Annotated in this window: 23 protein-coding genes and 1 pseudogene; 4 read left to right on the top strand and 20 right to left on the bottom strand. The window is 39.4% G+C overall.

Features of this window, described 5'->3' with window-relative positions; genetic code table 11:
- Window positions 1-2 precede the first annotated feature (2 nt).
- From F936_RS02675 to pheS, 3 genes are read right to left on the bottom strand one after another with little or no spacing between them, the layout of a single operon-like run.
- Window positions 3-299 (bottom strand): integration host factor subunit alpha, encoded by a 297-nt coding sequence (locus tag F936_RS02675; RefSeq protein WP_000126166.1) that lies wholly within the window; start codon window positions 297-299, stop codon window positions 3-5.
- The gene (pheT, locus tag F936_RS02680; protein WP_005044715.1) at window positions 296-2,677 is read right to left on the bottom strand and encodes a phenylalanine--tRNA ligase subunit beta; all 2,382 of its coding nucleotides are present in this window, start codon (window positions 2,675-2,677) and stop codon (window positions 296-298) included. Before pheT ends, F936_RS02675 begins: the two co-directional genes overlap by 4 nt.
- A 32-nt stretch (window positions 2,678-2,709) precedes the next feature.
- A complete protein-coding gene (pheS, locus tag F936_RS02685; RefSeq protein WP_005044717.1) occupies window positions 2,710-3,690 on the bottom strand; it encodes a phenylalanine--tRNA ligase subunit alpha in 981 nt (326 codons plus the stop codon).
- A 158-nt stretch (window positions 3,691-3,848) separates the two neighbouring features.
- On the opposite strand from pheS, the gene F936_RS02690 reads away from it, so the two are divergent.
- A complete protein-coding gene (locus F936_RS02690) occupies window positions 3,849-4,841 on the top strand; it encodes a hypothetical protein (protein WP_005044719.1) in 993 nt (330 codons plus the stop codon).
- A 6-nt stretch (window positions 4,842-4,847) separates the two neighbouring features.
- On the opposite strand, the gene F936_RS02695 is transcribed toward F936_RS02690, so the two are convergent.
- The 4 genes and pseudogenes from F936_RS02695 to rpmI all read right to left on the bottom strand — a co-directional run bounded on the left by F936_RS02695 (window position 4,848) and on the right by rpmI (window position 6,619).
- Window positions 4,848-5,351, bottom strand: coding sequence for a GNAT family N-acetyltransferase (locus F936_RS02695; protein ID WP_005044721.1), 504 nt, complete (start codon window positions 5,349-5,351; stop codon window positions 4,848-4,850).
- A gap of 56 nt (window positions 5,352-5,407) precedes the next feature.
- A pseudogene (locus tag F936_RS02700) lies at window positions 5,408-5,963 on the bottom strand (NADAR family protein).
- 90 nt (window positions 5,964-6,053) lie between these two features.
- Window positions 6,054-6,413: a 50S ribosomal protein L20 gene (gene rplT, locus F936_RS02705; RefSeq protein ID WP_000124858.1), complete on the bottom strand. Its 360-nt coding sequence runs from the start codon at window positions 6,411-6,413 to the stop codon at window positions 6,054-6,056.
- Between the two features lie 11 nt (window positions 6,414-6,424).
- On the bottom strand, window positions 6,425-6,619 hold the full coding sequence (gene rpmI, locus F936_RS02710; protein WP_003655048.1) for a 50S ribosomal protein L35: 195 nt from the start codon (window positions 6,617-6,619) through the stop codon (window positions 6,425-6,427).
- Window positions 6,620-6,855: 236 nt separating this feature from the next.
- Between rpmI and nreB the strand changes: the two genes are divergently transcribed.
- The gene (gene nreB, locus F936_RS02715; RefSeq protein WP_005044727.1) at window positions 6,856-8,109 is read left to right on the top strand and encodes a nickel resistance MFS transporter NreB; all 1,254 of its coding nucleotides are present in this window, start codon (window positions 6,856-6,858) and stop codon (window positions 8,107-8,109) included.
- Window positions 8,110-8,153: 44 nt separating this feature from the next.
- Here the strand turns inward: nreB and F936_RS02720 are convergent, their stop codons facing one another.
- The 4 genes from F936_RS02720 to thrS all read right to left on the bottom strand — a co-directional run bounded on the left by F936_RS02720 (window position 8,154) and on the right by thrS (window position 11,968).
- Entirely contained in the window at window positions 8,154-8,582 is a 429-nt protein-coding gene (locus F936_RS02720; RefSeq protein ID WP_005044729.1) for a YqaA family protein, read from the bottom strand.
- Window positions 8,583-8,639: 57 nt separating this feature from the next.
- Entirely contained in the window at window positions 8,640-9,260 is a 621-nt protein-coding gene (locus F936_RS02725; protein WP_005044731.1) for a glutathione S-transferase N-terminal domain-containing protein, read from the bottom strand.
- Between the two features lie 228 nt (window positions 9,261-9,488).
- Window positions 9,489-10,040, bottom strand: coding sequence for a translation initiation factor IF-3 (infC, locus tag F936_RS02730; protein WP_080631695.1), 552 nt, complete (start codon window positions 10,038-10,040; stop codon window positions 9,489-9,491).
- Window positions 10,041-10,045: 5 nt separating this feature from the next.
- Complete coding sequence (gene thrS, locus F936_RS02735; RefSeq protein ID WP_003655037.1) at window positions 10,046-11,968, bottom strand: threonine--tRNA ligase; 1,923 nt, start codon at window positions 11,966-11,968, stop codon at window positions 10,046-10,048.
- A 394-nt stretch (window positions 11,969-12,362) separates the two neighbouring features.
- Between thrS and F936_RS02740 the strand changes: the two genes are divergently transcribed.
- A complete protein-coding gene (locus tag F936_RS02740; RefSeq protein WP_005044738.1) occupies window positions 12,363-14,000 on the top strand; it encodes an acyl-CoA synthetase in 1,638 nt (545 codons plus the stop codon).
- A 47-nt stretch (window positions 14,001-14,047) separates the two neighbouring features.
- Here F936_RS02740 and yjgA read toward each other — a convergent pair whose 3' ends face one another.
- The 9 genes from yjgA to mazG all read right to left on the bottom strand — a co-directional run bounded on the left by yjgA (window position 14,048) and on the right by mazG (window position 20,683).
- Window positions 14,048-14,584 (bottom strand): ribosome biogenesis factor YjgA, encoded by a 537-nt coding sequence (gene yjgA, locus F936_RS02745; RefSeq protein WP_003655034.1) that lies wholly within the window; start codon window positions 14,582-14,584, stop codon window positions 14,048-14,050.
- A gap of 2 nt (window positions 14,585-14,586) precedes the next feature.
- On the bottom strand, window positions 14,587-14,856 hold the full coding sequence (locus F936_RS02750) for an HPr family phosphocarrier protein (RefSeq protein WP_013198928.1): 270 nt from the start codon (window positions 14,854-14,856) through the stop codon (window positions 14,587-14,589).
- Entirely contained in the window at window positions 14,853-15,704 is an 852-nt protein-coding gene (gene rapZ / locus F936_RS02755; protein ID WP_003655028.1) for an RNase adapter RapZ, read from the bottom strand. The genes F936_RS02750 and rapZ overlap by 4 nt, the downstream gene beginning before the upstream one ends.
- A gap of 23 nt (window positions 15,705-15,727) precedes the next feature.
- Window positions 15,728-16,576 carry a pantoate--beta-alanine ligase gene (gene panC, locus F936_RS02760; protein ID WP_005044741.1) on the bottom strand — a complete coding sequence of 283 codons (849 nt, stop codon included), beginning with the start codon at window positions 16,574-16,576 and terminating at the stop codon, window positions 15,728-15,730.
- 3 nt (window positions 16,577-16,579) lie between these two features.
- Complete coding sequence (gene panB / locus F936_RS02765) at window positions 16,580-17,389, bottom strand: 3-methyl-2-oxobutanoate hydroxymethyltransferase (RefSeq protein ID WP_005044745.1); 810 nt, start codon at window positions 17,387-17,389, stop codon at window positions 16,580-16,582.
- 46 nt (window positions 17,390-17,435) lie between these two features.
- Window positions 17,436-17,918: a 2-amino-4-hydroxy-6-hydroxymethyldihydropteridine diphosphokinase gene (gene folK / locus F936_RS02770; RefSeq protein WP_005044747.1), complete on the bottom strand. Its 483-nt coding sequence runs from the start codon at window positions 17,916-17,918 to the stop codon at window positions 17,436-17,438.
- Window positions 17,915-19,378 carry a polynucleotide adenylyltransferase PcnB gene (gene pcnB / locus F936_RS02775; RefSeq protein WP_005044749.1) on the bottom strand — a complete coding sequence of 488 codons (1,464 nt, stop codon included), beginning with the start codon at window positions 19,376-19,378 and terminating at the stop codon, window positions 17,915-17,917. The genes folK and pcnB overlap by 4 nt, the downstream gene beginning before the upstream one ends.
- Before the next feature lie 125 nt (window positions 19,379-19,503).
- Window positions 19,504-19,908: a ComEA family DNA-binding protein gene (locus tag F936_RS02780; RefSeq protein WP_005044752.1), complete on the bottom strand. Its 405-nt coding sequence runs from the start codon at window positions 19,906-19,908 to the stop codon at window positions 19,504-19,506.
- On the bottom strand, window positions 19,877-20,683 hold the full coding sequence (gene mazG, locus F936_RS02785) for a nucleoside triphosphate pyrophosphohydrolase (protein WP_005044753.1): 807 nt from the start codon (window positions 20,681-20,683) through the stop codon (window positions 19,877-19,879). Before mazG ends, F936_RS02780 begins: the two co-directional genes overlap by 32 nt.
- Before the next feature lie 112 nt (window positions 20,684-20,795).
- Between mazG and F936_RS02790 the strand changes: the two genes are divergently transcribed.
- On the top strand, window positions 20,796-21,569 hold the full coding sequence (locus tag F936_RS02790) for an SDR family oxidoreductase (protein WP_005044755.1): 774 nt from the start codon (window positions 20,796-20,798) through the stop codon (window positions 21,567-21,569).
- The last annotated feature ends 16 nt before the right edge of the window (window positions 21,570-21,585 follow it).

Raw genomic sequence — 21,585 nt, forward strand, 5'->3', positions numbered from 1 at the left:
GATCAATCGATCTGCTCATTTCCAACGCGTTGTCTAAATTTCTGACCCGCTCTGAAGGTCACTACACGGCGTGCAGAAATCGGAATTTCTTCGCCTGTTTTTGGATTACGTCCTGGACGTTCGCGTTTATCTCTTAACTCGAAATTACCGAAACCAGAGAGCTTAACCTGCTCCCCTGCAATAAGCGCTTGGCTAATTTCGTCGAAGAACAACTCGACCATTTGTTTTGCTTCACGGCGATTTAAGCTGGTTAACTCACTTAAATGATCAGCCATGTCTGCTTTAGTTAATGCTGTCATGAGGCCCTCAATGTCGCTTGATAAGTGTTTTCTAACACTTGGATAATATTGTCCATACCAGATTTAATTTCAGCATCTTCAAGCGTACGTGAAGGATGTTGCCACAATAGTGCAAACGCTAATGAGCGCTTACCATCTTCGACACCCTGCCCCGTATACACATCGAATAACCATGTAGAGTCTAAAAGCTCTCCACCAGTTTGTTCGATTAACTGCTGAATATCTCTAACATTTATATTATCAGAGATTAAAAGCGCAATATCACGTCTAACCGAAGGAAAACGTGATAATTCTGTAAAATTAGATACATAAGATTGCAAAACAGCTGTTTGATCGAGTTCAGCAACCCAAGTAGTGCTTAAATCAAGCTCATTTTCTAGAGATGGATGCAAACGGCCCAAATAACCGATTGACTTACCATCTACTAAAATGTCAGCCGATTGCCCTGGGTGCAACCACGTACGTTCTGAACGAACGTATTCAACACTTACACGCCCAGCAGCTAAAATCTCTTCTACTTCACCTTTGAAATCAAAGAAATCCATTGGTTGAGGCTTAGCATGCCAAGATTCTGGTGCTTGCGAGCCGACTGCAACAAGAGCCAAAGTAGGAGTCTGTTTTAAGTCTTCAATGTTCTTAGCATTTTGATAATCAAAACGCAGTCCGAATTCGAAGAAGCGAACACGACTTTGCTGACGGTTGAGATTATATTGTACACAAGGAATTAAACTAGAAAGTAAAGTACTACGCATTGCGGCCAAATCACTTGAAATTGGATTTGCGAGCATCAACGGTTTAACTTCGGGATTTAATTGCTTTTCAAGTTTAGCATCTGCAAAGCTAAAGCTAATTGCTTCTTGATAACCTAACGTCACGATCGTTTGACGCAGCTCAGCGAGTTCAAAGCGGTCTTGGTATTTAGCAAATTTAACATCCATGCTTGGTAAGCTAATCTGGATATTGTCATAGCCATCAATACGCGCAACTTCTTCAATTAAGTCTTGATAAATTGCCATATCGTAACGATGCGATGGTGGAACTACGCTCCACTCACCTTCAGCTTTAACAGTTACCTCACACCCTAATCGAGTTAAAGCATCTGTAATGAACTCAGCCGCCACTTGATATCCTAACAACTGGTCTACCTGAACTTGTTTCAGTTCAATGGCTTCACGTTTTGGAAGTAAGTCAGTTTTTTCAGCTACAGTAATTGGGCCAAATTCACCGCCCGCTAACTCTTGAATAAGCTGCGAAGCACGGTTCATCGCTATTAACGGCAATTCAAAATCCACACCACGTTCATAACGCTGCGAAGAGTCTGTATGTAAACCAAAACGACGAGCACGACCAGCAATAGCAAGTGGAGCGAAGAAAGCACTTTCTAGGAAGATATCAGTCGTGTCATCAGTTACACTTGATGCTAAACCACCCATAATTCCAGCAATTGCTAAAGCTTTTTGGTCATCAGCAATCACCATAATATCTTCTTGCAACTCAACTTCTTGATCATTCAGAAGTTGTAACTTTTCTTGTTGCGTTGCTTGACGAACGTGTACAGTCCCTTCGATTTTAGAAAAATCGAATGCATGCATTGGTTGACCCAATTCCATTAAGACGTAGTTGGTCACATCAACCAAAATACTATGAGTACGAATTCCTGAACGTGATAAAGCCTGTTGCATCCATTCAGGAGTAGCAGCTTTTACATTAACGTTTTTAACTACACGCCCTAAATAACGCGGAGCGCCTTCAGTACTGATAACTACTTTTTTCTCATCAGCGATGGTGGCAGCAACCGTATTAATTACAGGCTCATTCATTTGTAGCTTATTAATAACTGAGATTTCACGGGCAATACCACGAATACTAAAACAGTCACCACGGTTTGGCGTAATACTGATATCAATGACATTGTCATCAAGTTTGAGGTATTCACGGATATTTACTCCTACTGGAGCATCCGCTGGCAGTTCGAGCAAACCATCAATTTTATCTTCAAGATCAATCTCAGAAGCACCACAAAGCATCCCTTGTGACTCAACTCCACGAAGCTTACCTTTTTTGATTTTAAAATCGCCAGGCAATACAGCCCCAATGGTTGCAACTGGAGCTTTCATTCCAACGCGAACATTAGGTGCACCACATACAATTTGCAGAGGCTCACCTGAACCAATATTAATAGTTGTTACACGCAGACGGTCTGCATCGGGATGCTGCTCAACAGTTAATACCTCACCGATTACAACACCTGTAAATGGTTTAGCCACAGGTGCCAACTCATCAACTTCAAGACCAAGCATCGTCAACTGATCAGACAATGTATCACTATCAATTGCTGGGTTAACCCATGTGCGTAGCCAATTTTCGCTAATTTTCATCTTTATAAACCTTATTTAATCCTGAAAAACTGTTAGGCAAATTGGCGTAAGAAACGCACATCATTTTGATAGAACATACGCAAGTCATTAATGCCATAACGCAACATTGCAAAACGCTCTATCCCTAAACCAAAAGCAAAGCCTTTGTATTTATCAGGATCAATACCAGCAGCACGTAATACATTTGGATGTACCATGCCACAGCCTAAAACTTCTAACCAACGGCCACGTTCATCCATAATATCTACTTCCGCACTTGGTTCAGTAAACGGGAAATATGATGGGCGGAAACGTACCTTTAAATCTTTTTCAAAAAATTCATTAAGCAGATTAATCAATAAACCTTTTAACTCAGCAAAGCTGGTGTTCTCTGCAACGTATAGACCTTCGATCTGATGGAACATAGGTGAATGCGTTTGGTCTGAGTCACAACGATAAACACGCCCAGGACATACAATACGAATTGGTGGCTCACTTGTTTCCATTGTACGAATCTGTACACCAGAAGTATGCGTACGCAGTAAATGAGTGGCATCAAAATAGAAAGTATCGTGCATAGCACGCGCTGGATGGTGACCAGGAATATTTAATGCTTCAAAATTGTGATAGTCATCTTCAACTTCTGGACCAGTCGCGACTGTAAAACCAGCTTTAGTGAAGAACTGACAAATTCTTTCTTGTACTTGGGTAACAGGATGGACTGTACCAACACGCTGACCGCGGCCCGGCAAAGTAATATCAATCGTTTCACTTGCTAGCTTTTGTTCAAGTGCTGCCTGCTGTAATGCTGCTTGACGTTCTGTTAAAGCAGTATTAATTGTTTCTCGAACAGCATGAATCGCAGCACCTTGTACTTTGCGTTCTTCAGGGTCCATTTTCCCTAATGCTTTCGATTGTTCTGCAAGCTGGCTTTTTTTCCCTGTAAATTGCACACGTACCTGATCAAGTGCAACAAGGTCTTGAGCTGCTGCAATGGCAGCAAGCGCTTCTGTGGTCAGGGCTTCCAGTGACATATTAACTCTCAAAGCAACAAATTAAAAAAATATAATAAAACACTGCATTCTAACAGTTTTTCATCGAATTGATGAAGTTTATCCATCATGAAAAATGTATTAGGCAACAAAAAGATAAAACGTATAAGATAATAGCATCGTCAATGAGATCAACTATTATGGCGCTCAATCAAATTTGGAAACAACAACTTACGCTTGTGACGTATGGGAATGAATACCTCCGCCAGAATTTAAGCTTTAACCAATGGCGACAACATCATATTTTTGATCACCATAGTTTTCAATTTCGTGACTTAGCTTCTCAGCATTTGCTTGCCCAACACTTTCAAGTTTGGTTGGAAGCTTTAAAAAAACAAGGCACCACTCAGCTTAGCTTACATTTATCAAGCCTTCTAAATGAAGAGCAAAATCCAAACAGCAATGTTGAGCTTTTACCTTATACTCATTTTATTGTGAGCCATGAAAATAATAAGAAATTTGCATGGATTTTCGGCCATGAACTTGCTGAATGGTATAACAATGACAATGAGTTTGAAGCCCCTCCTTCACAAACCTGCGAACTTCGTTTAGAAACTTTCTGGCGTTTTGAACTAACTGAAAAATTATCAAAAAAAATTGAAGCAGATTTAAAAAATCCGCCATGGCAAGAAATAGCGGACTTTATGGATAGTGAATTATTTCGTAGTAAATATGCAGCAGGTTTTGAAGAACCAGAGTTTCAAAAAGCTTATTTTGATGGTACAAACATTACGAGCCAAGCACCAAAACTTGCTTTAATTCCAGAGAATTATCCTGCAGATTATGCTCACCAGCTTTTATGTCGTACTCAAGCATTAACCAACTATTTAGAACAAAAGAAGCGACTTGCAAATGATCCTTTAGGAGAAGAGCTAGACCAAGAACAACTCATTAATTTAAGAAATTTTACGCAAAAAACTGATGATTTGTTTGCCAAGCTTATTGTTAAGACTGCTAATCACTACCAAACAGCTCAAATAATTCCAGTCATTAAGGCTTCTCCGTTCGAGCAATCAAATGAAAATCCACAACATTTGAAATCTCACCACCATAAAGGCACTGGTTCAGGCGTTATTAAGCTGATTGTTTTAACGATTATTATTTGTGCCTTGGCCTATTATTTTGGCCTTTAATCAAGATTACAGTTCCCATTGATAAAGTAATTCTGTTATTTCGAAGCCGAACTCAGGTAGTTCGGTTTCGCCAATTATTTTGGCCCCCATTTTTTCATAGAAGAAACGGCTTGGATTTTTATTAAAAACTTCTAAACGAATAAAAGTGTAACCTTGATTTAATGCACATTGATAGAACTTTTGAAATAACTCACGACCTATACCTTGCATTTGAATTTCTTTCAAAAGATAAAAGGCAAGAATTTCAGCAATATTATTCTCAGGGCTCAGATAACCATCGAGAAAGCCTTTTACCATTCCATTTTCAGTATAGATAAATAACTTATGATCAGGGCTTTGGGTTATTTCTTTCCACAGTAGCTCCTTATCTAGTACTTTAAGCTCATCCAATATTTCTTGCTTAAGCATACCTGTATAAGTTTCTTTCCAACACTGTACATGCACTTCTGCAATAGATAATGCATCCTTAAAGGTGGCTATACGAATTTCTCTTTCATTTAATGATTTCAATTCGTTCCCCTCATGTCACAACTTTAAAGTGAAGCACCAATTTTTTTCATACAAACTTATTGAGCTAAAAGCTGCTCCCGAACATGCATTAAAGCAAAGCCCAATAAATTTAAACCTTGCCATTGAAATGGGTCTTGAATATGTAAATGATCTTGCGCCATACCAATTCCCCAAATTCTATCTACTGGAGATGCTTCAACCAAAATACGATCTTTCGTAGCTAATAAGAATTCTTTCAATTCAGGATGCTGAGAGGATTTAGCAAAGTTCGCCTGCACCACGATATCAAAACGTTTTTCTTGCCATATCTTTTCATCATAATTGCGCACTTTGCGACCTAGTTGTTTTGCTTCATTCGGATGTTTAACTTGCAAGATCTGTGCAAAGATTTCTTCATCATTAAATAATTTTGCTTTTTGCGCCATCATATAGGGCTCAGCAGTAAGGTATTCAATACCCTCATCTTTAAATTGCTGGATACCACTGACTAAAACAACTCTTATCAATAAGATCAATTTGCTTAGGAGTATGCCCCCAAAAATATAAATATTTAAACTGATCACCTTTTTGCACTTTTTGAATTAAGTCATCTAAAAATTTTTCATCTTTCATAATTTATCTCTGGTTATTATCTTTTTTAAAACAAAACCACTAAAAATAAAAAAGACCGCTAAAAAGCGGCCTTTTTTTGAATCTCTAAGCTTATGCAGCTAATGCACCTTTAGCTTTTTCAGCTAAAGCAGCAAATGCTACTGCATCATGCATAGCGATGTCAGCTAATACGCGACGGTCGATGATCACTTGAGCTTTTTTCAAGCCATCGATCATACGGCTGTAAGACAAACCGTTTTGACGAGCACCAGCATTGATACGCGCAATCCATAGAGCACGGAATTGACGTTTCTTTTGACGGCGGTCACGATAAGCGTATTGACCAGCTTTGATTACCGCTTGGAACGCTACGCGGTAAACGCGTGAACGAGCACCATAGTAACCTTTAGCGCGAGCAAGAATTTTTTTGTGACGACGATGAGCCACTACACCACGTTTTACACGAGCCATTTATAATCTCCTTAGATGTATGGGCACATACGACGAACTGAGTTCACGTCAGAAACATGAACCATTACACAGCCGCGTAATTGACGGATACGTTTAGCAGATTTTTTGGTCAAAATGTGGCGCTTAAATGCTTGTTTGCGCTTAAAACCGTGTGCAGTCGCCTTGAAGCGTTTAGCAGCACCGCGGCGAGTTTTCATCTTAGGCATAACAACCTCTTTTGAACACCTGTTCGGAACGTTTGCACCATTGCAAAAACGACCTGCAGGTAAGGGAGCCGATATTCTAAAGCATCCCAACTTAAAACAAAAGTAAAATGCTCATTTTTTGATATTAAATTGTCTATTTTATATAAACGTTATTTTCTATAATCAATTATCAAATTACGAGAAAATCCATAAAATCATCCCCTATAATAAGTGCAATTGCTTAAATTCAAAAGAATATGAATATACAAAATGATGCTTTCGCTGCATTACGGTATCGGGATTTCTCTATCGTTACGATCAATCAATTTTGCTTAACGCTCGCAATTTTGATTCAAGAAATTATTGTTGCCTACTCATTATATCAAATCACCAAAGATCCACTGACCTTAGGTTTAATCGGACTTGCAGAAGCAATTCCATTTATTGCCCTTTCTCTTTGGGGAGGTTATTTCGCAGATAGATTTAATAAACAGGTTATTATGAAAATCTGTTTATTTTTCTCAGTTCCCCTACCCTTAGTTTTATGGTTACTTTTCCATTTACATAGTTTAGGACACATTGGTGTCGACTTCCTTTCTTGGGGTATTTATGCAGTCATTTTTGGCTTAGGAACAATCCGCGGTTTCTACAATCCTTCTGCAACATCTTTAAAACCATTTTTAATTCCACGTGAACTCTATGCAAATGGTGCGACATGGACAACGATAGGCTGGCAAAGTGGTGTAATTATCGGACCAATGCTTGGTGGTTTTATGCTTGCTTATTTAGGACGGGAAACCAGTCTATTTAGTGTTGCGGCTTTACTCGGTATTTGCTTTATTTTAATTAATTTATTGCATAAACGTAGTTTCCCTAAAATTGAAACTGACAATATTTTAGAAAGTTTAGGAGAGGGTTTCCGTTTTATCTGGAAAACTAAAATTGTTCTTTGGGCGATTTCTCTTGATTTAGTTTCTGTTTTATTTGGGGGTGTCATCGCGTTATTACCCATTTTTGCAGAAGATATATTAAAAGTTGGTCCTGAAGGGCTTGGATATTTACGTGCGGCTCCATCTATTGGCGCACTCATTACCATGATTGCTTTGACTCGTTTTCCTCCAACTCAACATGCATGGCGTAACATGTTACTTGCTGTGGCAGGTTTTGGAATATTCACTATTCTATTCGCCTTCTCGAACAATATGTGGTTATCTCTCTTTGCTCTTGCCATGACAGGTGCATGTGACAGTATTTCTGTTGTTGTAAGACAAACCATTTTGCAAATTTTCCCACCAGAAAATATGCGGGGACGCGTAGCCGCTGTAAATGGCATGTTTGTGTCTTCGAGTAATGAATTAGGAGCTTTTGAGTCAGGCTTAGCAGCTAAATATTTGGGAACTATTACAGCGACTATTTTTGGTGGTTGTATGACGCTTGTTGTTGTGACTTTCTGTTGGCTCAAAACGAATGATCTATTTAAAGTAGACATTACCAAAAGCTCAGAAGATTAATTTAAATAGGTATAAATCAGAGCATCTTCGGATGCTTTTTTATTTTAAATAAAACCCATTACCACCCAGTAAATAAACAGATAGCGCCCTCCTTTGGCAATAATGACTATACCAAGGAAGCGCCAAAAATTTTCTTTGAACAGCCCAGCAACCAAAGTAATGGGATCGCCAACAATAGGCGTCCAACTCAAAAGTAAGGAGTAAAATCCATATTTATGGTAAAAGCTCTGCGCTTGTTGTAAACGCTTTTCAGAAACTAGAAACCACTTACGATGTTTAAATTGTTCTATCTTTAGGCCTAGCCACCAATTAACGCAAGAACCCAATACATTACCCAAAGTAGCTATGCTAATTAAAAGCAAAGCTGAATATTGCCCCTTTAATAACAAGGTCGCCAATACCGCTTCAGACTGTAGAGGTAGTAATGTCGCAGCGCCAAAAGCACTAATAAAAAGCAAAAAGTAACTCAGCATAATCAATCACACCAAACGACTTTTTGCTTTAAGTATTCACTAAATCCAAGCAAGAAATTAGGCCACTTTAATCGATAGTGCTTTCTGAACTGCAGGGCGTGCTGTTAAACGTACAATATATTCTTGTACGTATGGATAGTCTTCAATCTGAATACCTTGCCATTCATAACGTAAAATCCAAGGCAAAATTGCCATGTCAGCAATAGAGTATTCACCAGCGACAAACTTCTGACCAATGAGTTGTTTGTTAAGTACACTATATAAACGTTTAGTTTCATTAATATAGCGGTCTATCGCATAGGGGATTTTTTCTGGGGCAAAACGATTGAAATGATGATTTTGCCCAAACATAGGCCCTAAACCACCCATTTGCCACATGAGCCATTGCTCGACTTCAACTCGCTCTTGCTCATCAGTTGGATAAAATAATCCAGTTTTTCTACCTAAATATTGCAAGATAGCGCCTGATTCAAATATAGAAATTGGCTCACCACGGGGTCCATCTTGATCAACGATCGCAGGAATTTTATTATTTGGGGAAATTCTCAGGAAGTCTGGTTGAAATTGATCATTTTCTAAAATATTGATTGGATAAAGAGTGTAATCCAGTCCCATTTCTTCTAAGGCAATTGTGATTTTATGTCCATTGGGAGTTCCCCAATAATATAGATCAATCATTCTATTTTCCTATTCATCATTATCATGACTGCGTCTTGGTTTATATCATGTTTTAAGAAAGACTATGAGATTTCCAACACCAAAAAACACATAAAATTCGAGAATTGAATTTCATAGAAAAATATATTGATTGTCTTAAATGAAACTGAATAGAGAAAAATTAAATCATCTTTTTTATTTGTATTTAGTTATAAAAAAGCACTGCTTTTGCAGTGCTTTTTTTGAGTATTACTTTTTCTTTTTCGGTCCAAGTAACATACCCATTTGACGGCCTTCCATTTTTGGTGCTTGTTCCACAACCCCAAACTCAGCTACATCAACTTCAATTTTTTGCAATTGAGCTAAGTCAAGCTGTTGGTGAGCCATTTCACGACCACGGAAACGTAAAGTAATCTTTACTTTGTTTCCTTCTTCAAGGAATTTCAAAATAGCACGAAGCTTAACTTGATAATCACCAACATCAGTTGCAGGGCGCAGTTTGATTTCCTTCACTTGCACTTGATGCTGTTTTTTCTTCGCATCTTTTTGCTTCTGCTTCAGGTCAAACAAGTGCTTGTTGTAATCCATAATTTTACAAACAGGCGGCTCGGCGTTTGCAACGATCTCAACAAGATCAAGTTCAACCTCTTCAGCAGCACGCAGTGCTTCACTTAATGAAACAATTCCTTTTTGCTCACCTTCAGCACCGACGAGGCGTACTTCTTTTGCACGGATCTCATCATTAATTGCTGGACGGTTGCTTTTTGCACCTTGTTGTTGGTTACGGTCAGGCTGTTTAATCTTTCTTACTCCACAATATACCGGCCACGTTCGGCGACGGCAGACTTCACTAAGTCAATGAATGCATCTACTGACATAGTACCTAAATTTTTTCCTGAGCGGGTACGTACATTCACTGTACCTTCTTCAACTTCTCGATCACCAAGAACTAACAAGTAAGGAATACGCTCTAGAGTACGCTCACGAATCTTAAATCCGATTTTTTCATTTCTCAAGTCAGAAATGGCACGAAGACCATTTTCTTTGAGTTTTGCTACGACTTTCTCACAAGCTTCAGCTTGAGAGTCCGTGATATTCATGACACATGCTTGTAACGGTGACAACCAAGGTGGCATGAAACCAGCGTAGTGTTCAATTAGTATACCAATAAAACGCTCAAAACTGCCAAGAATTGCACGATGCAACATAACAGGCTGATCACGATCATTGTCTTCAGTCACATAAGACGCATCTAAACGCTCTGGTAAGTTGAAGTCACACTGAATAGTACCACATTGCCATACACGTCCGAGACAGTCTTTCAATGAGAATTCAATTTTCGGACCATAGAAAGCACCTTCACCAGGTTGTAATTCCCATTCTAATCCTGCTGCATCTAAAGCATCTGCTAAAGATTTCTCAGCCATATCCCAAAGTGCGTCATCACCCACACGTTTTTCTGGACGTGTAGAAAGTTTCATTTGCACTTCTTCAAAGCCAAAATCTTTATAAACATCAAGCGTCAGTTTAATAAAATCTGCAACTTCTTGACCGATTTGTTCTTTAGTACAGAAGATATGTGCATCATCTTGTGTAAAGCCACGTACACGCATAATGCCGTGTAAAGAACCAGATGGTTCGTTACGATGACAAGAACCGAACTCTGCTAAACGAATTGGCAAATCACGGTAAGACTTCAAACCTTGGTTGAAAACTTGCACGTGACATGGGCAGTTCATTGGTTTAACTGCATAATTACGACTTTCAGAATGAGTCGTAAACATGTTGTCTGCATAGTTCGCTGCATGGCCTGATTTTTCCCAAAGCGTAAAGTCTACGATTTGTGGTGTTTTAATCTCAAGGTAACCATTGTCTTGCTGAACTTTACGCATGTATTGTTCAAGAACTTGGTAAATCGTCCAACCGTTTGGATGCCAGAACACCATACCTGGTGCTTCTTCTTGCATATGAAACAAGTCTAGAGCTTTACCAATTTTACGGTGGTCGCGCTTTTCAGCTTCTTCAATACGTTTGATGTATGCAGCAAGCTGTTTCTTATCAGCCCATGCAGTACCATAAATACGTTGAAGCTGTTCGTTCTTCGCATCACCACGCCAGTAAGCGCCAGAGATTTTTGTCAGCTTAAACGATTTTAAAAATTTAGTATTCGGTACGTGTGGACCACGACACATATCTAAATAATCTTGATGGTAGTACAAGCCCATTTGTGTTTCTTCAGGCATGTCTGCAATCAAGCGTAATTTGTATTCTTCACCACGTGCAGTAAATTCAGCAATGACTTCATCACGTGGTGTCATTTTTTTAACAACATCGTAATCTTGATCGATGAGCTTTTTCATGCGCTCTTCGACAGCTGCCATATCGTCTAATGTAAAAGGACGTGGCATCCAGATGTCGTAGTAAAAACCTTCTTCAATGACTGGACCAATCACCATCTTGGCTTCAGGGAAAAGCTGTTTAACAGCATGTCCGACAAGGTGTGCACAAGAATGGCGAATAATTTCAAGACCTTCTTCATCTTTTGGAGTGATAATTTGTAAGGTCGAATCTTCGGTAATTAAGTCACATGCATCAACTAAGCGATCATTCACACGTCCAGCAACAGTATTTTTTGCAAGACCAGGCCCGATACTTTGGGCAACTTCCATAACAGATACAGCGTGATCAAAATTCTTTTGATCGCCATTTGGCAATGTGATAATTGGCATAAAAAAATCCTTAAGGAGTGATGCCCTGTACGAAGGAGCATTTCACCGCGAGATTATGATCGAGGCGAACCTCAAAATATAAAAACGGTGTAAATCAAAGTTTAAAAACCTGAAAGATTTTACACTTGTTCAAGCAAAGTGAAAACCTTTGAGCCCATAAAATCATAAATACATTTTGCTTATCAGGTAAACAGCAATAAATGACTTAAAAAACATATTGAGATTATTTTTTAAACATGTTCAACACAAGTGGTTTAAGATGAAGAAAATAGCATTTCTGCTCATTTTCTGACTGGAGGGTATTTCCCTTTAAGACTAAAGCATAGATGCTTTGATGAGTATTAAGTCATATTTTCAAAGAATGAATTAAAAATAGAACACGGAGTTGTTTCACATGGTTAGTGCTTATGATGAATTGCCACGCACACCCGCAAACTTTGTTGCGTTATCGCCTCTACGCTACCTAGAGCGTGCAGCTTATATTTATCCAAATCACGCTTCGATTATTCACGGTAAACGCCAAATTTCATGGAAAGAAACTTACCAACGTTGTTGCCAGTTTGCTTCTCAGCTCAAACAACTCGGAATTGGTAAAAATGATACGGTATCAGTTTTATTACCGAATGTGCCAGCGATGATCGAAGCACATTTTGCAGTACCGATGACCGGAGCTGTGCTCAATACGCTCAATACACGCTTAGATGCAAAAACAATAGCTTTTATGTTAGAACATGCTGAAAGCAAAGTACTTTTGGTTGACCCTGAATTTGTTAATCTGGCAAGAGAAGCCCTCTCTCTTATTCCCGACCAACACATTATTGTGATTGATGTAGCTGATGATGAATATGAGGGAGAGAATCAGTTTATTGGCTCTTTTGAATATGAAGAATGGATAGCTCAAGGCGACATTAATTTCGTATGGCATTTACCAGAAGATGAATGGGATGCAATTAGCTTAAGCTACACTTCAGGCACAACAGGTAATCCTAAAGGCGTCGTTTACCATCATCGGGGAGCTTATTTAAACGCTGCAAGTAACATATTGGCCTGCGGAATGAAACCTCGCGCTGTGTATTTGTGGACATTACCGCTTTTCCATTGTAACGGTTGGTGTTTTGCATGGAGTATTGCAGCCAGCGGTGGAACCAATATTTGTTTGCGCAAGGTCGACCCAGAATTAGTCATGCAACTCATTGCAAAACATAAAGTTGATTATTTCTGTGGTGCCCCTATTGTTCTTTCAATGATTATTAACTTACCTAAAGAAAAGCAAACTGACTTTGATCACCATGTTGAAGTAATGGTTGCCGGAGCCGCTCCTCCAGTTGCTATTATTGAAGGTATGCGCAATATGGGAATTAATGTAAATCATGTTTATGGTTTAACTGAAACTTACGGGCCTTCTGCCTTGTGCGCTTCGCAATCAGGATGGAATGAGCTCTCAATTGCCGAACAAGCCCAACTTCATTCCCGTCAAGGCGTGCCCTATCCATTACAAGACAGTATGCGTGTATTAGACCCAGAAACCATGCAACCCGTACCAAACGATGGACAAACCATGGGAGAAATCATGTTCCGTGGCAATATTGTCATGAAAGGCTATTTAAAGAATCCCAAAGCGACTCAAGAAGCTTTTGCTGGTGGATGGTTCCATACGGGAGACTTAGCAGTTTGCCATCCCGATGGTTATGCAAAAATTACTGATCGCTCGAAAGACATTATTATTTCAGGTGGAGAAAATATTTCCTCTCTAGAAATAGAGGATGTGTTGTACAGGCATCCAGCTGTTTTAACCGCTGCGGTCGTTGCTAAACCCGATGCTCGCTGGCAAGAAGTACCATGCGCATTTATTGAATTAAAAATGGGTGCTACAGCAACACCTGAAGAAATTATTGCACATTGCCAAAAAGAGTTAGCACGCTTTAAAGTTCCTAAAGATGTGATTATTACTGAAATTCCAAAAACATCTACAGGCAAATTACAGAAATTCATTTTGCGTGAATGGGCAAAAGAACGTGCTGAAAATATATAAATAAAAAAAGCGACGCCTTGAGCGTCGCTTTTTTTATTTAAGTGCATTTAGCCTTGATCGGACAATAATGCAATTTGCTGTACATAGTTAACAAATTTAACTTTTGATGCCTCAATATCTGCTTCACTCGCCTGTTGAGTTTTATCGCGGTTGATTCTCAACACATGCTGACGCAGGGTGTGACGTTCCGATGCATTATAAATTTTACTAAATTCAGTAATTGCAGGATCACCCTGTTCAATCATGCGGTCAACCCAACGCATTAATTGAGCCTGTCTTTTTGCGCCTTGCTGCGGGGTTAAATAAGACAAAATAATGGTCTCATCTTCATTGCGCAATAACTTACCAATACGTTGAAATTGGCGACGACGTGCTTCAAAAGAACTAATGTTCTGCACTTCCATTAAAGCATCAATTAAACGCTCATCAACTGGAAGTTTCTGAATTTGTTTAATAGAAAGTTGTGCGAGTTGCTCACCTAAAGCAGCCATACGTTGCACTGCTTTTTTCTGTTCGGTTTTACTTGCACGTCCTTCTAAAGAACCAAAATCTTCTTCACTATAACGTTGGGAACCACGTGCCACGATTAATCTGCCTCATAAAATTTTGCTGCGAATAACGCCAGTACTTCATTTAATGCCTGTTCTTCGTCGGTACCATCAATGACCAATCGCAAAGTGGTCCCTTTACCTGCACCTAACATCAGCAAAGACATAATATTTTTTGCATCTACCAAATGATCGCCTTTTCCTATCTGGATCGACGAACGAAACTTTGTAGTGACCTCTATCAGTTTTCCTGATGCACGAGCATGTAAACCGAGTTTATTAATTACATCAACAGTTGTGTCTATCATGACCAGTGCTTCATTTCTCTGTGTAAGACCTGAACAGACCATTCTGCCTCAAGTGCTTGTTTTAGTCTATCTACGATATAAACCGAACGATGTTGACCTCCAGTGCAACCAATAGAAATCGTCATATAGTGACGATGTCCTTCAGCAAATGCTGGAAGCCATTTTTTTAAGAAGTGAAGAATATCATCAAACATTTCGTTTGCTTGTGGACTTGCTTCTAAAAATTGTCTTACTGGCTCATCCAAACCAGAAAAACGTCTTAATTCTAAATCCCAATGCGGATTTGGTAAATGCCGTACATCAAAAACATAATCGGCATCTAAAGGAATGCCATGTTTATATCCAAAGGACTGCAATATGACAATAAGCTTATCTGACTGCCCCAATTTAGACAGTAAAATATGCTTTAAATCATGAACGCTTTTATCTGTTGTATCAATATGAACCGTAGCGCGGAACTGAATTGGAAGCAGCAACTGCTTTTCTTCATGAATACATTGCAACAGACTTTTAAAACGGTTGGCTAATGGATGTGGACGACGCGATGCACTAAAACGCGCAATCAGATCCTGATCTTGCGTAGTAAGATAAATAACATCAACCGTGCCATGTCTTTGTAATTGCTCAAAAACATGATCGAACTCTTGCATATCTGCCCGAGTACTTCTTACATCCACACCTAAAGCCAATTGCTCTAGGTTATTTTCATGATCTAGCTTTGCCACAATTTCAGGCAGCAATGCCAAAGGCAAATTATCAATACAGTAATAGCCCAAATCTTCTAATACTTGAAGGGCTGAAGATTTTCCTGAACCAGACTGTCCTGTCACGATAAGTATACGCTTCATGGCATGGCTGTCCTTTGATCTATTTATTGGGGTGTAAAGGCAACTTCTAAATTGTCAATCAAACGGGTTGCCCCCAGTTTTGCCGCGACAAATAACACAATATCACGATCAAATTGAGTAACAGGTAACAAATTTGTCTGACGAGCTTCGACATAATCCACAACAAAACCATTATCTGTCAACTGAGTTTTGATATCTTCTACAACTTGTTGCAAATCTTTGCCTTGATGTAACTGCTGCTCAGCCTGCTTCAAACTTTGATAAATAACCGGAGCCACCTGACGGTGCTCATCGCTTAAATAACCATTTCTTGAGCTAAGTGCCAAGCCATCTGCTGCACGAACAATTGGCACACCAATCACTTCTAAAGGAATATTTAAATCTTGTACAAACTGGCGAATAACTGCTAACTGCTGGTAATCTTTTTGTCCAAAGAAAGCGTAATTCGGTTGCACAATATTAAAGAGCTTAGTTACCACCAAAGCTACACCATCAAAGTGTCCCGGACGTGAACTACCACATAAAGCATCTGTAATCTGGTGTACACTTATGTTCGTTAAACGCGGTTGTGTACCGTACATCTGCTCAACTGATGGCGCAAAAATAATATCACAGCCTACATCAGCCAATAGACGACTATCTTGTTCTAAAGTACGAGGATAGTTGTCAAAATCTTCACCCGGTCCAAATTGAGTCGGATTTACGAAAATGCTCACAACCACAACATCACATAACTTTTTCGCTTCACGAACAAGTGTGAGATGTCCTTCATGTAGATTTCCCATTGTTGGGACAAAACCAATAATTTTACGTGCAGCTCTAGCAGGATTTAAAGAAGCTGCAAGACCTTGTATGGTGGTTTCTGTTTTCATGAATTACAGCTCAACGTGAAAAGTATGTTCTTTAGCAGGGAATGACTGATCAAGTACCGCAGCATGATAAGCTTTAAACGCATCTAAAATAGCAGTTTCACCTGATTGTTCTTTCATAAAGTTACGTACAAAACGCGCAACTCGACCAAAAGTTAAACCTAACATATCTTGTACAACCAATACTTGGCCATCGGTTGCATTACCTGCACCAATACCAATTACAGATGTATTTGGGAATAATTCAGCAATTTCTTGTCCCAACTGAGCAGGTACACATTCAAGTAATAACACCGATGCACCCGCCTCAACTACTGCTGTACAATCAGCAATGAGTTGATCTGCCGCTTCACGTGTTCTCGCTTGTAATTTATAACCACCAAATACATGTACAGATTGAGGTGTTAAGCCTAAATGTACACAAACAGGCACACCATTACGGGTTAAAACCTGCACGATTTCACTTAACCATGCACCGCCTTCGATTTTCACCATTTGAGCGCCAGCCTGCATGACTGTTCTTGAGTTCTGCAAAGCATCATTTAAGGTTGCATAACTCATAAATGGTAAGTCGGTCATAATCATTGCATGCTGATTACCACGACGAACCGCTGCCGTATGATAAGCCATATCTTCAACGGTTACTGGTAAAGTTGAATCTCGCCCTTGAATTGCCATTCCAAGAGAATCACCAATTAAGATTGTATCAACTTCAGCAAGTTCCATTGCTTTTGCCATGCTTGCATCGTAACAAGTCAGGCAAGAGAACTTGCGTCCTTCGGTTTTAAATTTTCTTAAGTCACTTAGACTAATCATGATGATATCCTCTACAAGAGTTCGCAGAACATAATGAATCGAGAGCTTAAGCCCAAGACTCATCAGCAAGTACAGTCAGTGTCGGCTGCTGTATCAGCTCTAAATCTTTGAGTGGCTGACCATTCAGTTGTAAATCTGCATCTAAATCTAATAAGGGAATTACAACAAAATCTCGTTGTAGAATTCCTATGTGCGGCACAGTTAAGCGCTCATTTTGAATTTTTTCATTGCCATATATAAGCAAATCCAGATCTAAGGTTCGCTCACCCCAACGGCGAAGTCGTACACGACCAGCCTCTTGCTCAAAACGTTGTAAATGATCGAGCAAATCTAAAGGCGCAAGAGCCGTATTTAATTCTGCAACTGCATTTAAATAGTTTGGCTGGTCTTGAGGCCCCATAGGTGGACTTTGATAAAGTCTAGAAACTTTAACCATTCCTAAGGTTTTAAGCTTGGCAATGGCTTCAGATAAAATTTGACGTGAATCGCCTAAATTACTTCCTAAACCAATATAAGCGGTTATTGTCATTGCGTTGGCCCAAAAACAACTTGGCTTAAATCGCGCTGTACCCGCTTACGTTTTAAAATTGGATGATCGCCCATCACGCCTGCGTCCAAAGCAGTCGCTTTTTCAACAAATCGGCTTACTGCCTGATCTTGTCTAGTACGTTCTTTTTTCCCACGGCGAGTGCGTGGTTCAGGAATATCAACCAAAGGTTCAATTTCCGTCTCAACTTTATTATTTTCAATAGGCTCAGCAGCAGCTTTACGACGGTTTCTAGCTTTCTGACGATTATATTGGCTAATAGCAGCTTCTTTTTCGTCATTTGACATTTCTTGGTAGGATTCCCACCAGCTTCCCATTCCTTGTGTTGTGTCATCACCTGACTTTTCACGGAGTAATAAGAAGTCAAAACCAGCGCGAAAGCGAGCATGCCCTGCCAATGCTTCTATTTGCTGTGGTTTTGGATTGAGCAAACGAGTCTGCATTTCCCAAACTTCACGAATAAAAGTTTCTGCAAAACGAGGAATCACTGTACGTGTCGCTTGGCGTTTTAAGACGTCTAAACCAGCCTGTGCACGCGCTTCGGCCGGCACAATACCTTTAGATAAATAAAACTCACAACGCTCTAAAAACGGCTGCCACAATAACACTGCATAGAAAAATGCAGGGTTAATTGTTTTACCCACTTGTATACGTTGATCTGTATTCTTTGCTGCTCTTAAAATAAATGCAGTGAGATTAGGCTGAATATCGGCAAAAAGTTGCTTCCAGACACCGAACTCAATCAACATTGGCAAAACACGTGCCAAATGTCCCATTGTGAAGAGCTTCTGAGACTCATCATATAAACGATGCGGCGAGACATCACGCAATAATTGCGTCATTTCAGCGTCAAATATATCGAGAATATTTGAATCAATTTTGAAATTTAACTTGGCTGCAAAGCGTAGAGTTCGCAGCATACGCACTGGGTCTTCTTCAAAACGCTGTGTTGGATCACCCAATAAACGCAAAGTTTTGTTTTTAACATCGTCAATTGCGTTGCAGAAATCGAGCACAATAGCCTTACGCGGTTGGTAATATAAGGTATTGATAGAAAAGTCACGTCGAGCAAAGTCTTGTTCGATGGTACCCCAGTTATTGTCACGTAAAATCATGCCTGAGGCACTCGTAACTGCTTTTTTAGGAGGGGCACGGAATGTTGCAACTTCAATCAGCTCACGCCCTGAATAGACATGTGCCAATTCAAATCGACGGCCAATGATTCGGCAACGTCGGCCAAAAACTTCTTTAATTTGAGCAGGTGTCGCATTGGTGACTGCATCGAAATCTTTAGGATTAAACCCTAGCATTAAATCACGGACACCACCCCCAACAATATAAGCTTCATAGCCAGCTTTAGTCAGGCTATCGATCACATCTAAAATCGAAGAAGGAAGTTGGGCTGTGGACAAACCACATTTTGACGCTCGCAAGGTTTGCAAAAGACGCTGTCTCCTACGTCAGGACGTAAATAACAAGTTGTCGCTAATCATAGCTCTAACGCACACAAAGGGCAATTTGATTCTCTGTAGTTTGCGCATGAAATGACAATTGACAAACACATGATTTATAAACTCAACCGCGTTTTATTCTTTTCAAAAATGGCTGGACCAATGCCCTTTACGTTTTTAAATTCATCAATATTTTTAAAACCACCATTCTTTTGGCGGTATTCTACAATCGCCTGAGCCTTTTTCTCACCAATCCCTTTTAGCTTTTGAAGCTCATCAATATTGGCTTGATTCAAGTGAACTTGCCCTGAAGAATCAGTCATTGTTGAACTTTTTGGGGCATTAGAGTGAGAGGAATGCTGCGTGCTTAACTTCTGATCATACATCTGCTGTTTAGCTTTCCACTCCTTAAAATTTTGATCAAAAGATTGGGCCTGAATCAATGTTGATGAAATCAGGCTCCAAAATAAAACAATAAAAATATAATACTTACTCTTCCAAAGATTCATGCTGAGCGGCATGTGTTTTTTCCCCTGATTTTAACTGCTGTTTTGCCTGATCCCACAATTCATCCATTTCAGACAAGGTCATGTCTTCTAATGTTCTTTGCTGTTTTTGCGCTTGATCTTCAATAAAAGCAAAACGGCTTCTAAATTTATGTATTGTTGATAAAAGTGATGTTTCACTTGAAATCGCAAGTTTACGTCCTACATTGACTAATGAAAACAGGCAATCTCCAAATTCATCTTGAATTTCATCAATATTTTGATTTCTTAGTGCTTGCTTGAACTCGTCTAGCTCTTCTTCTAGTTTTGTATAAGCATCTTCTACGGTTTCAAAGTCGAACCCAACTTTTGCTACATTTTCTTGAATTTCTTGTGCCTGTAACAGGGCTGGACCATGCTTTAGTTCATCTAATCGTGATTGCGGCTTGCCTTGCTTTTCTTGTTGTTTAATTTGTTTCCAGAGTTCACTTACTTGTTCTGGCGTTAAGTTATTAAATTGATCTGCCTGAAAAACATGTGGATGACGGCGAATTAACTTTTCGCTTATTGCTTCAACCACATCTTGAAAATTAAAAGCACCTTGCTCACTAAACATTTGTGATTGAAACACCACTTGTAATAGCAAATCACCCAGCTCATTTCGAATTTCACTAATATCGTCCTGACGAATAGCAGCCTCGACTTCGTAGGCTTCTTCAATGGCATATTTCGTAAGAGTCATAGGTGTTTGCGCCTGATCCCACGGACATTTTTGACGTAACTCTTGCATGATTTTAAGCAATTTCTCCATGGTAACCCTCAAGTTCAAAAAGTCGGTCAGTAAAACTAAGATCTTAATTTGTTATGATCAAAATCAAAGCGATTAAATCAGTCGCACTATTGTACTGACAAAGAGAAAAAAGATGAGACACAGTATTCTGATTAGTGGTGCCGCTCAAGGTATTGGGGCAGAAATTGCACGTGTATTTTACCAACAGGGATATAAAGTAGGCATTTATGATATTAATGAGTCGCTTGCTCAAAAACTGGCAAGTGACTTAGGGCCAAATGCATGTGCTGGCTATCTAGATGTAAGTGATTACAGCCAATGGCAGCACATATTAAAAGAATTTACCGACTGGGCTGGCGAACTTAACATCTTGGTAAATAACGCCGGTATTTTATATTCTGGTGCATTTGAAACGACTGATATTAAAGCTCATCAAAGAACAATAAATATTAATGTAACCGGTGTCATTAATGGCTGTCACGCTGCCCTACCTTATTTAAAGCAAGCTTCTTTTGCACGAGTCATCAATCTTTCGTCAGCTTCTGCAATTTATGGACAAGCCGATTTGATTTCTTATTCAGCCAGTAAATTTGCTGTTCGGGGGATTACTGAAGGCTTAGATGTGGAATGGAAGAAATACGGTATTCGTGTTTTAGATGTGATGCCGTTATTCGTGCAGACCGCAATGGTTAACAACATGGATGCAGGTACTATTCAAAATATGGGGATAGATTTAACACCAAATGATATCGCTCAACAGGTTCTTACGCTCGTAGAGAAAAAGGCTCATTTCTGGACTCCGACTCATACACCAGTTGGCATAAAAACCAAACTACTTTATCAACTTTCGACTTTAAGCCCACAGTTTTTAAATCGACTCACTAACATTTATTTATCAAGAAAGTAATCCATAATAAAAAAGG

The sequence above is a fragment of the Acinetobacter calcoaceticus DSM 30006 = CIP 81.8 genome (assembly GCF_000368965.1).
GTDB classification, from domain to species: Bacteria; Pseudomonadota; Gammaproteobacteria; order Pseudomonadales; family Moraxellaceae; genus Acinetobacter; species Acinetobacter calcoaceticus.

What these genes read in the sequence shown, in the direction of transcription:
- rapZ (WP_003655028.1), bottom strand. Translation starts at nt 15,704, where the DNA reads ATGAAGCGTATACTTATCGTGACAGGACAGTCTGGTTCAGGAAAATCT.
- mazG (WP_005044753.1), bottom strand. Translation starts at nt 20,683, where the DNA reads ATGGAGAAATTGCTTAAAATCATGCAAGAGTTACGTCAAAAATGTCCG.
- F936_RS02780 (WP_005044752.1), bottom strand. Translation starts at nt 19,908, where the DNA reads ATGCCGCTCAGCATGAATCTTTGGAAGAGTAAGTATTATATTTTTATT.
- thrS (WP_003655037.1), bottom strand. Translation starts at nt 11,968, where the DNA reads ATGCCAATTATCACATTGCCAAATGGCGATCAAAAGAATTTTGATCAC.
- rplT (WP_000124858.1), bottom strand. Translation starts at nt 6,413, where the DNA reads ATGGCTCGTGTAAAACGTGGTGTAGTGGCTCATCGTCGTCACAAAAAA.
- F936_RS02790 (WP_005044755.1), top strand. Translation starts at nt 20,796, where the DNA reads ATGAGACACAGTATTCTGATTAGTGGTGCCGCTCAAGGTATTGGGGCA.
- F936_RS02675 (WP_000126166.1), bottom strand. Translation starts at nt 299, where the DNA reads ATGACAGCATTAACTAAAGCAGACATGGCTGATCATTTAAGTGAGTTA.
- F936_RS02750 (WP_013198928.1), bottom strand. Translation starts at nt 14,856, where the DNA reads ATGATAGACACAACTGTTGATGTAATTAATAAACTCGGTTTACATGCT.
- panC (WP_005044741.1), bottom strand. Translation starts at nt 16,576, where the DNA reads ATGAAAACAGAAACCACCATACAAGGTCTTGCAGCTTCTTTAAATCCT.
- F936_RS02690 (WP_005044719.1), top strand. Translation starts at nt 3,849, where the DNA reads ATGGCGCTCAATCAAATTTGGAAACAACAACTTACGCTTGTGACGTAT.
- nreB (WP_005044727.1), top strand. Translation starts at nt 6,856, where the DNA reads ATGAATATACAAAATGATGCTTTCGCTGCATTACGGTATCGGGATTTC.
- F936_RS02725 (WP_005044731.1), bottom strand. Translation starts at nt 9,260, where the DNA reads ATGATTGATCTATATTATTGGGGAACTCCCAATGGACATAAAATCACA.
- F936_RS02740 (WP_005044738.1), top strand. Translation starts at nt 12,363, where the DNA reads ATGGTTAGTGCTTATGATGAATTGCCACGCACACCCGCAAACTTTGTT.
- pheS (WP_005044717.1), bottom strand. Translation starts at nt 3,690, where the DNA reads ATGTCACTGGAAGCCCTGACCACAGAAGCGCTTGCTGCCATTGCAGCA.
- rpmI (WP_003655048.1), bottom strand. Translation starts at nt 6,619, where the DNA reads ATGCCTAAGATGAAAACTCGCCGCGGTGCTGCTAAACGCTTCAAGGCG.
- F936_RS02720 (WP_005044729.1), bottom strand. Translation starts at nt 8,582, where the DNA reads ATGCTGAGTTACTTTTTGCTTTTTATTAGTGCTTTTGGCGCTGCGACA.
- panB (WP_005044745.1), bottom strand. Translation starts at nt 17,389, where the DNA reads ATGATTAGTCTAAGTGACTTAAGAAAATTTAAAACCGAAGGACGCAAG.
- pheT (WP_005044715.1), bottom strand. Translation starts at nt 2,677, where the DNA reads ATGAAAATTAGCGAAAATTGGCTACGCACATGGGTTAACCCAGCAATT.
- folK (WP_005044747.1), bottom strand. Translation starts at nt 17,918, where the DNA reads ATGACAATAACCGCTTATATTGGTTTAGGAAGTAATTTAGGCGATTCA.